The organism is Mesorhizobium sp. M0185 (assembly GCF_040322175.1).
Taxonomy (GTDB): domain Bacteria; phylum Pseudomonadota; class Alphaproteobacteria; order Rhizobiales; family Rhizobiaceae; genus Mesorhizobium.
Genome location: NZ_JAMYSY010000020.1, coordinates 1 through 12,157 on the forward strand (window position 1 = coordinate 1; position 12,157 = coordinate 12,157).

The window sequence follows — 12,157 nt, forward strand, 5'->3', positions numbered from 1 at the left end:
CAAAACGCGCAAAACTGTTCGCGATGTCCTCGCACACCTGTTCGCGATGTCTCCGGTCCAAACACCCTTGTGGGAGAAGGTGGCCTCGCGAAGCGAGGTCGGATGAGGGGTGCTCCAGCTTGGCACCGGCGGCGCTCCGTCCAACACCCCTCAACCGTCTCGGCGCTGCGCGCCAATCCACCTTCTCCCACAAGGGGAGAAGGAAGAAGCTGCCGCGCTACTCCGCCTCGGCCACCATCTGCCGTCCGCCAGTCCAGTCGCGCCAGGCGCGCTCATCGCCACGGAACACGTTGAGGTCGATGCGGCCTCTTACGCCGTGCGACAGGCCGGAGCCGGAATATTGCCAGAACAGCCATTTGCGGTCGGGATAGACCTTTGACGGGTGCGCCGCCACGGCGCGCAGCCAGAACGGATAATCGGGGAAGGCGCCCCTGAGATTGTCACGGTAGAAGTCGGGCGCGGTGTAGATGATCGGCCGCTGGCCGTAGTAGCGCTCGAGCTTGTCCATGAACACCTGCATCTTTTCCAGCACCTTTTGCCGCGATGGGCGGCGCTTGCAGCTGGAGTCGCCGTTCCACTCGACGTCGATCACCGGCGGCAGCGCACCCTCGACCCGCGGCACGTTGCGGATGAACCAATCGGCCTGCTCGCCGGCGGTGCGGCACCAGTAGAAGAAGTGGTAGGCGCCGCGCTTGAGGCCGGCGGCATCGGCACCGCGCCAGTTCCTGGTGAACATCGGGTCGAGATGATCGCCGCCGTCGGTGGCCTTGATGTAGGCGAAATTGGCGCCCTGGGCACGCAGCTTTCCCCAGTTCACATTGCCCTGCCAGCGCGAAACGTCGACGCCGTGGACGGCGAGACGCCTCGGCGAGGAGGACTTGCCGAAATTGATCGGCTTGGCATCGCGAAAACCATAGCGCGTGACCGGTTCGGCAAGCATTGCTGGTGCCGCGCGTGTCAGCCGCTTCGGCGGCGACATCAGCGCGATCACCTCGGCCGGCGGTTCGACGTCCTGATCGGGTACGTCCATCGCGACCGGCTGTTCGTCCTGCTCCTGTTCGGCAAAAGCGGGCGCAGCATCAGTTTTCGCCACGGATGCCACCGGCGCGGGGGGGCGCACAACCGAGCTGGTGGTCTGGCTGGACGGCACTTGCAGCGCATCGACGCCGGAGGTCGACGTGCAGCCGGCAAGGCACAGCGCTGCGATCGAGAAGATGACGACGCCTGATGACCGCATCTGGACCTGTACGCAAAACACAACAGACCGAAGGCAGGACAACGCCGCCGGACAAACCAAGCTGGATTCCTAACAAGAAACTACCAACAAAGTTTGAATCGAATTGTTAGGGCTTTGCAGCGGGACGTTGGCCGGGCGGAGGTGTGCTGTCCCTCCAATGTCCGGCCACGTCGCTGCCTCGGCTTGACAACTCACGGCATGAGATTAGTCTCTACTAATCTTACGGTGTAAGGCACCACGTGGAGGACGTCATGCAGCCCGCCGCCCTGTCAGAATTGCAGCCCGTAGTCCCGCCGGAGCCATGCTCGCCCGCCATCGGGGTCGACGAGATACCTCGCAACCTCAGTCGCGCCATCGAACGCGCCGAGGTCAATGCGTGGCTCGATCTCTATCGCGCCGCCCCGGCAGACTTTGCCGCAAGGCAAGGCCTTGCCATCGCCGAAGATGGCGATCTCGTCTGGACCACCTGCACGACGATCCCGTTCATCCATTTCAACTGCGTCAAGAATTTCGGTGTCGATAGCGCAGCCACCGAGAGCCGGCTCGACGCGCTTCTGGCGCATTATCGCGACGCCGGCATTCTGCGGCCCTGGTTCTACACCAACCCACACACCGAGCCCGCGACGCTCAGCTGCTGGCTCGAGGCGCGCGGCCTGCAACGTCAGGGCGGCTGGGAACGCATCTTTCGCGACGCGACGCCATTGCCCGCTGAGCCGCTTTTCCCGACGGAGGATGCCTTGGTCGAGCGGGTGACGCCGGCAACGGCAAGGGAATGGGCTGGGTTCATCGACAGGCAATATCGGTTGCCGACCTCACCGTGGTTGCTGGCGCTGGCCGGCCGGCGCGGCTGGCATCATTACATGCTGCGGCGGGAAGACGCGGTGGCGGCGGTGCGCTCGATGTTCATCGGCGCCGACGGCATGGCCTGGAGCGGCATCGACGCGCCGGTGCCCGGCATCATGGCGCCGAGCTTCGACCTCGATGCAATGCTCGGCGAAGCGATGGTGCGCGACGGACTTGCGGCCGGTGCAAAACTGTTCGTGGCCGATATCGAGGCGCCGCGCGCCGAACGCGACGGGCCGGCCTATCGCAACTATGCGCGCCTCGGCTTCACGCTTGCCTATTTCCGCAGCCATTACAGCTACTTGCCGGCAAATTCCGGCTGACCGCTTCAAGACCCTAGCTGCACAACCACAGCTTGTGACAGGTCGTGGCCATCAGGTGGGCCGGCGGTACAAAGCGATCGTTGACCGGCGCATCATCGTCTACCCGGCGGACCTTTTCTTCGAGCAGCGTACGAAGTTCTGCCGGTTGCACGCGGTCGCGCTCCATCACCAGCTTGATCATCGGATCACTCAAGAGCTCGTCCAGGGTGTTGATGCTGTCGTTCATTCCGTCGCCTCCTCGACTGCCGCCCGCACGCAATAGATAGGCAGCAATGATGGCCCGCCAATGACGCTTTGCCGGCTATCTCGTGTCGCTTTGGATTAAATTTTGTCCAGATTTCACCTCAAGCCGGAGGTGGCGCGCCTTCATATTGCGGCAGGCCGTCATCGATCTGCACCCAGGGCTGCTTCGAGGCGGTCCAGATATGCATCTCAGGCCTGAACACCGAGGGATTCATCGAGGGAGCCGGTGGTGATGCCGATGATGCCGGCGGAATCGCGCCGGGAAAACATCGTCGTGCCGCAGCGCGGGCAAAAGCCGCGCTTGAGATCGGGCGAGGAATTCACCGTCGCCAGCGGTCCGTCGACCGTCACATCGTCGATGCGGAACAGCACGCGCGCGTTGAAGGCGGCACCCAGCGCCTTCTGGCACAACCGGCAATGGCAGACGCGCTCATTGATCGGTGCCGCCTCGGCGCGGTAGCGCACCGCACCGCACAAACACCCGCCCTGATATCTTGCCATCACCCGCGTCCCTGCCCTGTGAGGATAGGCGGCATACCTATCGATAGGCGTGGCAGCGTCAATTGAAAAGCTTTGATGGCGCCATCTATAGCTGTGATGCGGCCAATACACGATTGGCCGATGCGCCGGGCCAAGGCCCCATGGGCGACATGCCGGCCATCTCGCGGAAGACGGCCGGCAGACAATTGACTGGGCGTCAGTTCGTTTCGTTGACGACCTCGTCCCAGGTCTTGACCTTGGTCTGGCCATTGAGGAACGGCGGCGCGGCAGCTGTCAGTTCCGGCGCGAAGAACACATCGTAGTGGGTGCGGTTCGGCACGATCGCCAGGCGGTTCTGCGACAGGTTCTCGCGCATCCAGCCGGCGTCCTTCAACCCGCCGCCGAGCATCTGATAGAACTTGATCTCGTGCTCGGGCCGGTACATGTCGCTGTCGCCGAACACCAGCATCACCGGCATTTTCAGCTTCGGCACGTCGGCCGAATAGTCGTAGTCCTTGCGCATATAGGCGCCAAGTTGGTCGAGCAGTTTCGGAAAATCCTCCGGATGCGGCGCAACCGCGACGTAGGATTTGTACATCGGCGTGTCCTTCATCATGTCGGCCATCGCCGCACCGACCTGTGCCTGCTGGCCACGCATCTCGGCATAGAAGCCGTCCGCGGCATAGCCGGTCGAGACCAGCACCAGGCGGCGCACCGTTTCAGGCTGCTGGACGGCCATGCGGAAGGCGACGCCGCCACCCAGCGAATAACCGATGACGTCGACCTTGTCGTAGCCGAGCGCCTTGACGATCGCCGCCATGTCGTCGCCCATCGCCTCCAGGCTGAGCGGCCGGTCGCCGAGTGCGGTGCGGCCATGGCCCTGCAGGTCAACGCCGATGACGGTGCGGTTCTCGGTAAGCTTCGGCAGGATCGGCGCGAACATGTCGGTCGTGCCGAGGCCGCCATGCAGCGGAAGCAGCGGCTCGCCCTTGCCGTAGACGGCGTAATAATAGTTCAGGCCGTTGATCGGCAGCAGGCCGGATTTTTCCGGCGTCGGCAGTGTTGCGGTTGCGGTCGTCATGGCGGGCTTGGCCTCCTCTGCGTTGATGGTGCCCGGCGCGGCAAATAGCGCGGCGGCCGAGGCGAATATGGCGAAAAATACCGATCTGGACACGTCAGTCTCCCTCTCCCGTTTGCATCAAAGTCGCTTTGCGACCTCCTCAAGCTGTTCGGCGCACTGGCCCCAGCCCTCGTGAAAACCCATTTTCTCGTGCTGTTCACGGTCGGCGACCGACCAATGCGCGACGCGGGCAATGTAGCGGGTCTTACCCTCGCCCTCGTCCTCAAAGGTCAGCACGACCGTCATGAACGGCTTTTCGGACGGCTCCCACGCCTTCGTATAGGCATCGGTGAAGACGAGCTTTTTGCCCGGTACGACTTCGAGGAAGATGCCTGGATTCGGGAACTCCTTGCCGTCGGGATCGGCCATGACGACAAGGGTGGAGCCACCGGTCCGCACATCCAATTCGGCGCGCGGCGTCATCCACGGCTTCGGCGAGAACCATTGCGTCAACAGCTTTGACTCGGTCCAGCAGCGATAGACGTTCTCGTGCGGCGCATCGATGATGCGCGCGAGAACCAGCTCGCGATCGGAGTTGGGGGCGATGTCGAGCTTGGTGGTCATGGTGTTTCCTCACATGTCGGCTTTGGCTTTCGTGTCTAGGACGAACCGACAAGACGCAAGCCGACACGGCCCGCGAAAAAATCCGCGGGACAGGAGATTCGAACGACGGAAATAAGTGGCTTCAGTGGCGCTTGGCTTGCACCAGATAGGCGTCGATCTCGGTCTCGCCGAGCCACTTGGCCGCTTCCAGCCGATGCAACCCTTCGACGAGGATATGGCGCTTGCCGTCATGGCGCACCTGGATCGGCATCTTCATGCCGTTTTCCAGAATGTCCTCGGCCAGATGGCGGACGGTCTCGGGATGCAGCGTCTTCTTGCGCGCCGTCGGCACGTAGATATCGTTGACCCTGACCTTTTGCACTCTCAGCATATCGGCTCCCGTGGCGGACAAGGCCGCCCTTTGTGAGATAGTCTGTTTGTCAGGCAAGGCCAAGGGAGCAGCCCGGCAATGGCTGGCCCGATCGTTTCCAATTGACGCTTGGCCGGCGGATGGCGGAAATGGCGGCCTTCGACCTTAGCGGTGTCCATGAACCATCCGCCGACCGAGTTTCCCGATTTCGGACTGACGCCGGAGCAGCGACGCCAGGCGGTGCGCAGCCATTACTGGGAATGGCCCGGTATGGATGGCGGGCGCGGCGAAATCTGGTGCTACAGCGACCGTTTTTCCTATCGTCCTGGCGACATGGTGGCACTGCATGTCAGTTCGACGGCCGCCGGTTTCGGCATCGCGATCATCCGCGACGGCGGCGCGGAAACGACAATGTTCGAAGGGACCGGAATCGCGGCGCGCTGGCAAGATACGCCGGACCAATGTTCGGTCGAAGGCTGCGGCTGGCAAGCGTCGTTCGAGTTTCGCATCGGCGACGACTGGCCGTCCGGCGCCTATCGCGTGACGCTGACGGCAGATGGCCGGGACGGCAAGCCGATCCGCTGCCACCATCTTTTTATCGTCGCGCCGCAGCCCGGCAAGAAGCCTGGCCGTGTGCTGCAGGTGGCGGCCACCGGCACCTGGCTCGCCTACAATACATGGGGCGGTTCCAACCATTACGAAGGCATCACCGGGCCAGGCCGGGACCAATATGCACGAATGGTGTCGACGCAGCGGCCTTGGTGCCGCGGCTTCGTCGTGCTGCCCAAGGATGCGCCGCGCGTGCCGCTCGAAGTCGCGGTGCCGCCGAAAACCGTGCCGCGCTATCCGCACATGGAATGGGCCTTTGCCACCGGCCATTCGAAGAAATACGCCTCAGCCGGCTGGGCAAGCTACGACAGCCATTTCTTCCGCTTCGCCGAGCGTGCCGGCTACGCCGTCGATCTCGCCAGCCAGCACGATCTGCATTTTTCGCCCGACATTCTCGACGGCTATGACTGCGTCGTCTTGGTCGGCCACGACGAATATTGGACCTGGGAAATGCGCGATGCGGTCGACACCTATGTCGAGCGCGGCGGTCATGCGGCGCGCTTTGCCGGCAATTTCATGTGGCAGACCAGGCTGGAGGACGAAGGCCGCCGGCAGGTCTGCTACAAATACCGCGCCCGCGCCGAGGACCCGGCCTATCGCGGCGGCGATATAAGGCGCGCCACCAATTCCTGGGAAGCGCCGGAAATCGGCCGGCCGGGTGCGGCGACCTTCGGCCTCAACGCGACAAGAGGCGTCTATGCCGGCTGGGGCGGCTGCGCGCCGCGCGGCGTACGCGGCTTTCCGGTCTACCGGCCGGAGCATTGGGCGTTTGCCGGCACCGGCATCTACTATGGCGACCTGCTCGGCGCCGACAGCCATGTCTATGGCTACGAGGTCGACGGGCTCGATTTCGAGATCCGCGGCGGCCTGCCCTACCCCAAGCCCGACAGCGGTGCACCGGACGGGCTGCAAGTGCTGGCCGTCGGCATGGCGAGCCAGGTCGAGGAAAGCGCCGACATTGCGTTCGAGGACCAGTTTCTCGGCGACGAGGACGGACGCTTCACCGCCGAGACGCTGTTCGGCGAGGCAAGCGATGCCAACCTCGACAAGGTCAAACGCGGCAACGGCATGATCGTCAATTTCCCGCGAGGCAAAGGCGAGGTGTTTCACGCCGGAAGCTGCGAATGGGTTGCCGGCCTGCTAAGGCAGGATGCGATGGTCGAGCGCGTCACCAGAAATGTCCTCGACCGCTATCTTGGAAAGCCATGACATGTTGAAGTCTCCTGCCCCGGAAACTCGCGAAGCCTCGCATCTGTTTTATCTATCCAGCCTGCGCCGGCCGCTGATCGACCGCGCCGAAGGCATCTACATGTGGACGCAGGATGGCCGCCGCTTCATCGACGGATCGAGCGGTCCGATGGTTGCCAATATCGGCCACTCCAATCGCAACGTGCTCGACGCGATGAAAAGGCAGATGGACCGCGCCACCTTCGCCTACCGCCTGCATTTCGAGAACGAACCGGCCGAGGAGCTCGCGCGGCAGCTGGCCGCCAAACTCCCTGAAGGCATGGACCGCATCTTCTTTGTCTCCGGCGGCTCGGAAGCGACCGAATCCTGCATCAAGCTGGCGCGGCAATGGGCGGTCGCCACCGGCCAGCCCAGCCGTTGGAAGGTGATCTCGCGCTTTCCCTCCTATCATGGCGGCACGCTCGGCGCGCTCGCCGTTACCGGCGACGATGCGCTGTCCGAAACATTTGTGCCGATGATGCAGATGATGCCGACCGTGCCGGCGCCCATCGCCTGGCGCGACCGCGACAATCTTTCGATGGAACAGCGCGGCATCCGCTACGCCGACATGCTGGAGGAAAAGATCCTCGCCGAGGGACCGCAGAGCGTGCTCGCCTTCATCATGGAGCCAGTCGGCGGCGCTGCCACGGCAGCACTGGTGGCGCCGGACAGCTACTATCCGCGTATCCGCGAGATCTGCGATCGCTACGGCATCTTGCTCATCCATGACGAAGTGATGAGCGGTGCCGGCCGCACCGGAAAATTCCTCGGCGGCGACCACTGGAACTGCAAGCCCGACATCGTCGCGCTGTCGAAGGGGCTGGGCTCTGGCTACGCGCCGCTCGGCGCGCTGGCGGCACCGATGCGGCTGGTGCAGCCTTTGCTCGCATCGGGCGGCTTTCAGCACGGCCATACCTACGCCGGCAACCCGCTCGCCTGCGCCGCCGGGCGCGCCGTACTCGGCGAAATGGATCGCCTCGGCCTGATCGCCAACGCGGCTGTCATGGGCGAGCTATTGATGGACGAGCTGAAGGGATTGGCGAAGCGGTTTCCGTTCATCGCCGACGTCCGCGGCAAGGGCCTGCTCACCGGTGCCGAAATGGTCGCCGACCCAGAAACGCTGAGGCCGATCGAGCCGGCAAAGAAGGCCACCCAGCATCTGCTCGACCTCGCCTACGAGCGCGGCCTGATCATCTACGGACGCAAGGTCAAGGGCGGTGTCGACGGCGACAATTTCATGGTCGCGCCGCCGATGATCGTCACCGCCGCGCAGATCGGCGAGATCGTATCCATCATCGGCGACTCGCTCGAGGTGCTGGCCGGCGAGCTCGACCTGCCGGTCGAAGGTTGAGGCGACCATGGCACCGCGCAAAGTCATTATCACCTGTGCCGTCACCGGGTCGGTACACACCCCGTCGATGTCGCCGCATCTGCCCGTGACGCCGGACCAGATCGCCGCAGACGCGATCGCCGCCGCCGAGGCCGGCGCTTCGATCCTGCATCTTCATGCCCGCGACCCCAAGGATGGGCGGCCGACCGCCGACCCCGAGGTGTTCATGCAGTTCCTGCCGCGCATCAAGCAGGCGACCGATGCGGTGATCAACATCACCACCGGCGGATCGTCGCTGATGACGCTCGACCAGCGGCTGGCCGCGCCGCTCAGGGCCGAGCCGGAAATGTGTTCGCTCAATATGGGTTCGATGAATTTTGCGCTGTTCCCGATGCTCGAGCGGCCGCGAGAATGGCAGCACGAATGGGAGCCGAAGCTGCTCGAGGCTACCCGTGACACGATCTTCAAGAACACCTTTGCCGATATGGAGACGGTGCTGGAAAAGCTTGGGCGCGGCTGTGGCACGCGTTTCGAATTCGAGTGCTACGATGTCGGCCATCTCTATTCGCTTGCGCATTTCCGCGACCGCGGGCTGGTGTCGGGACCATTGTTCATCCAATTCGTGTTCGGCATATTGGGTGGTATCGGCGCCGATCCAGAAAACCTGGTCCACATGAAGCGCATCGCCGACAAACTGTTCGGCGAGAGCTACCGGTTTTCGGTGCTGGCCGCCGGACGCCACCAGATGCCGATGATCTCGATTGCGGCGGCAATGGGCGGCAACGTCCGCGTCGGGCTGGAGGACAGCCTCTACGACGGGCGCCAGCTCGCCAAGTCCAATGCCGACCACGTCCGCCGGATCCGCGGCGTGCTCGAAGGGCTGTCGCTGGACGTCGCAACGCCGGCCGAGGCACGGCAGATGCTGGCGCTCAAGGGCGGCGACCGCGTGGCGTTCTGAGATGCGGCCGTGACCAACCCACCGTCAAGAGACATTGTCATCCGCCCCGGCCGGGTTGAGGACGTCGAAACCATCCACGCCGCGCTCCTGCGGCTCGGCGCGCATGTCGGCGCACATCAGGAGATCACCTCGACAGCTCAGGATCTCCGCACCTATGGCTTTGGCGAAAAGCCTGCCTTCTCGACCTTGATCGCCGAAGTCGGTGGCGAATTTGCCGGGCTTTGCTTGTATTTTCCGATCTTCTCGACATGGATGGGACGGCCCGGCGTCTATGTGCAGGACCTCTATGTCGAGGATCGTTTTCGTGGCGGCAGGATCGGCGAGCGCCTGCTGCGCCGGGTCGCGGCGCAATGCCGGAAGGCAGGCGGCGTCTATCTCAGGCTGTCCGTCGATACCGACAACGAGACCGCCAAGGCTTTTTACGAACGGTTGGGCATTGCCTGGTCGAGCTACGAGCAGGTGCAGAAGATCGTCGGCGACGCCTTTTTCGCCTTCGCCGATGCACCGGAGGAGCCAACATGAAAGCCTTCTATGCCGAAGAACAGAAGCGCCACGACCCGAAGGCGTTCCTCTCAAGCGGCGCGCCGCAGCCCAATCCGGAAAGGCCGGAACGGGTCGAGCGATTGTTGGCCGGCGCAAAGGCTGCCGGCTGCACGATCGAACGGCCGCGGGATCACGGGCTCTGCCCGATTGCGGCGGTGCATACGCCGGAATACCTCGATTTTCTCCAGCATATCTTCGCGCGCTGGCAGCGCATCGAGGGCGCCTCGGCCGAGGTCATCCCCAATATCCATCCGATCGCGCGGAACGGCTCCTATCCGGCCTCGGCGGTCGGCCAGGCCGGCTACCACATGGCCGACACCGCCTGCCCGATCTCCAGCGAGACGTGGCAGAGCGCGCTTTGGAGCGCCTGGAGCGCGGTTGAAACCGCCGAGGCGGTGATGTCGGGAGCGCCGGCCGCCTATGCGCTGTGCCGGCCGCCCGGCCATCACGCCTTTGCCGATGTCGCCGGCGGCTTCTGCTTCATCAACAATTCGGCCGTCGCTGCACAGGTTCTGCGCAAGCAGGCGGCGCGGGTGGCGATCCTCGATGTCGACCTGCACCACGGCAACGGCACGCAAGGCATCTTCTATGCCCGGCCGGACGTGCTCACCGTGTCGCTGCATGCCGACCCGGTGCGCTTCTACCCGTTTTTCTGGGGCTATGGCGACGAGCGCGGCGAAGGCGCCGGCCTCGGCTACAATCTCAACCTGCCGCTGCCGCGCAAATCCGGCGATGCAGCGTTCCTCGAAGCGCTGGAGGCATCGTTCCAGCGCATCAACGCCTTCTCGCCCGATGCGCTTGTGGTGGCGCTGGGGCTAGATGCCTTCGAAGGCGATCCGTTCGGCGGGCTGTCGGTGAGCACGCCTGGTTTTTCGCGCATTGGCGAGGTGATCGCCGGGCTCGGCCTGCCAACGGTCATCGTCCAGGAAGGCGGCTATCTCTGCGACGAGCTCGGCGACAATCTCACCGCCTTCCTCACCGGTTTTGGCGGCGCCCACAAGCGATGATCCGCCCGCGAGGGCCGCTCAGGATCGTTCCTGCCTCAGCATGGCGACAACGCGATGCACGCTCTCCAGCGTCTCGTCGATTTCGGCTGAAGTGTTGTAATGAGCGATGCCGATGCGCACCACCCCCTGCTCGGCCGGAATGCCGAGCTGGTGGACGATCTCCCAGGCGTAGTTGTGGCCGGACCACAGGAAGATGTTTTCGGCATTCATCTGCCGCACGATCGTCTCCGGCACGATGCCTTCGACAGTGAACGACACCGTCGGCACACGCTCATTGATCCGCTTCGGATCGGTGATGCCGTGGATGGTCAGGCCGGCAATATCCGACAGACCGCCGATCAGCTGTCGCGTCAGCGGGTTCTCGTAAGCGATTGAAACTTCGAAGGCCTTGGCGATTTTCAACCGACGCGATCCTTGCGGGCCGGCTGCCGCGCCCAACTCGGCAAAATAATCGACAGCCGCCGACAGGCCGGCCATCAATTCAATTTGCGGCGTGCCAAGCTCGAAGCGCTCCGGCAAGGCATTGGACGAGCAACGGCACTTATACGGCTTAAGCGCATCGATAACGTCCAGCCTGCCCCACAAAATTCCCATATGCGGGCCGAAGAACTTGTAAGCCGAGCAGATCAGGAAATCGCAGCCGAGGTTTTGGACGTCGATCAGGCCATGCGGCGCGAACTGGACGGCATCGACGTAGACCAACGCACCAGCCCGCCTGGCGATGCCGGTCAACGCCTTCACCCGGTTGATCGACCCGGTGAGATTGCTGGCGTAGTTGAGCGCGACGAGCCGCGTCCTCTCGGAAAGCAGCGCGGCGAGCGCCGCCTCCTCGATCTGCCAGCTCTGCTGGTCGAAAGGCAGCCAGCGCACGACAAGGCCAAGGTCTTCTGCCAGTTGCAGCCAGGGCGAGACGTTGCCCTCATGGTCCATGCGGGTGAGGATGATCTCGTCCCCGGGCTTCATCGTGCGGCCGAGCGTTCGCGACATGTGGTAGGTCAATGTCGTCATGTTGGCACCGATGATGATTTCTTGCGGGCTCGCAGCGCCGAGAAAATCCGCCATCGCCAGGTGGGCCTCGTCCACGATGTCTTGTGCTGCAACGGTGGTCTCGAAGAAGCCGCCGAGGTTGGCATTGGTGGTCAGCAAGCAACGCGATACTGCATCCGCCACCGCCTGCGGGACCTGCGTGCCGGCAGGATTGTCGAGATAGATGCGCCGGCGGCTCTTGTCGGTCAGCGACAAAGCCGGAAATTTCGCGCGCACCGCGTCGATCCGGAAGTCCACGGCTGTTCCCCTCTCCTTATGACGATCGGACAACCACGTC

Annotated in this window: 12 protein-coding genes and 1 pseudogene; 6 read left to right on the forward strand and 7 right to left on the reverse strand. The window is 63.7% G+C overall.

Annotation, left to right across the window (positions count from 1 at the left end; genetic code table 11):
- Positions 1-217: 217 nt before the first annotated feature.
- A complete protein-coding gene (locus NKJ20_RS17345; protein WP_352745640.1) occupies positions 218-1,237 on the reverse strand; it encodes a GH25 family lysozyme in 1,020 nt (339 codons plus the stop codon).
- A 251-nt stretch (positions 1,238-1,488) separates the two neighbouring features.
- On the opposite strand from NKJ20_RS17345, the gene NKJ20_RS17350 reads away from it, so the two are divergent.
- Positions 1,489-2,403 carry a hypothetical protein gene (locus NKJ20_RS17350; protein WP_352745643.1) on the forward strand — a complete coding sequence of 305 codons (915 nt, stop codon included), beginning with the start codon at positions 1,489-1,491 and terminating at the stop codon, positions 2,401-2,403.
- 13 nt (positions 2,404-2,416) lie between these two features.
- Here the strand turns inward: NKJ20_RS17350 and NKJ20_RS17355 are convergent, their stop codons facing one another.
- The 5 genes and pseudogenes from NKJ20_RS17355 to NKJ20_RS17375 form a co-directional block, all read right to left on the reverse strand.
- Positions 2,417-2,629, reverse strand: coding sequence for a hypothetical protein (locus NKJ20_RS17355; protein WP_352745645.1), 213 nt, complete (start codon positions 2,627-2,629; stop codon positions 2,417-2,419).
- Positions 2,630-2,747: 118 nt separating this feature from the next.
- A pseudogene (locus NKJ20_RS17360) lies at positions 2,748-3,147 on the reverse strand (GFA family protein).
- Positions 3,148-3,343: 196 nt separating this feature from the next.
- Positions 3,344-4,300: an alpha/beta fold hydrolase gene (locus NKJ20_RS17365; RefSeq protein WP_352745648.1), complete on the reverse strand. Its 957-nt coding sequence runs from the start codon at positions 4,298-4,300 to the stop codon at positions 3,344-3,346.
- A 24-nt stretch (positions 4,301-4,324) separates the two neighbouring features.
- Complete coding sequence (locus NKJ20_RS17370) at positions 4,325-4,810, reverse strand: SRPBCC family protein (protein WP_352745651.1); 486 nt, start codon at positions 4,808-4,810, stop codon at positions 4,325-4,327.
- A gap of 121 nt (positions 4,811-4,931) precedes the next feature.
- The gene (locus tag NKJ20_RS17375) at positions 4,932-5,180 is read right to left on the reverse strand and encodes a ParB N-terminal domain-containing protein (protein ID WP_023674751.1); all 249 of its coding nucleotides are present in this window, start codon (positions 5,178-5,180) and stop codon (positions 4,932-4,934) included.
- A gap of 156 nt (positions 5,181-5,336) precedes the next feature.
- On the opposite strand from NKJ20_RS17375, the gene NKJ20_RS17380 reads away from it, so the two are divergent.
- Genes NKJ20_RS17380 through NKJ20_RS17400 form a run of 5 tightly spaced genes read left to right on the forward strand, consistent with a single transcriptional unit; the run spans position 5,337 to position 10,833 of the window.
- Complete coding sequence (locus NKJ20_RS17380) at positions 5,337-6,977, forward strand: N,N-dimethylformamidase beta subunit family domain-containing protein (protein WP_352684234.1); 1,641 nt, start codon at positions 5,337-5,339, stop codon at positions 6,975-6,977.
- 1 nt (position 6,978) lies between these two features.
- A complete protein-coding gene (locus NKJ20_RS17385; RefSeq protein WP_352684232.1) occupies positions 6,979-8,346 on the forward strand; it encodes an aminotransferase family protein in 1,368 nt (455 codons plus the stop codon).
- Positions 8,347-8,353: 7 nt separating this feature from the next.
- Entirely contained in the window at positions 8,354-9,283 is a 930-nt protein-coding gene (gene kce / locus NKJ20_RS17390; protein ID WP_352684230.1) for a 3,5-dioxohexanoate:acetyl-CoA acetone transferase, read from the forward strand.
- Between the two features lie 9 nt (positions 9,284-9,292).
- The gene (locus NKJ20_RS17395) at positions 9,293-9,805 is read left to right on the forward strand and encodes a GNAT family N-acetyltransferase (RefSeq protein ID WP_352745653.1); all 513 of its coding nucleotides are present in this window, start codon (positions 9,293-9,295) and stop codon (positions 9,803-9,805) included.
- Entirely contained in the window at positions 9,802-10,833 is a 1,032-nt protein-coding gene (locus tag NKJ20_RS17400; protein WP_352449419.1) for a histone deacetylase family protein, read from the forward strand. Before NKJ20_RS17395 ends, NKJ20_RS17400 begins: the two co-directional genes overlap by 4 nt.
- An 18-nt stretch (positions 10,834-10,851) precedes the next feature.
- Here the strand turns inward: NKJ20_RS17400 and NKJ20_RS17405 are convergent, their stop codons facing one another.
- The gene (locus NKJ20_RS17405) at positions 10,852-12,117 is read right to left on the reverse strand and encodes a cysteine desulfurase-like protein (protein ID WP_352745656.1); all 1,266 of its coding nucleotides are present in this window, start codon (positions 12,115-12,117) and stop codon (positions 10,852-10,854) included.
- Positions 12,118-12,157 lie beyond the last annotated feature (40 nt).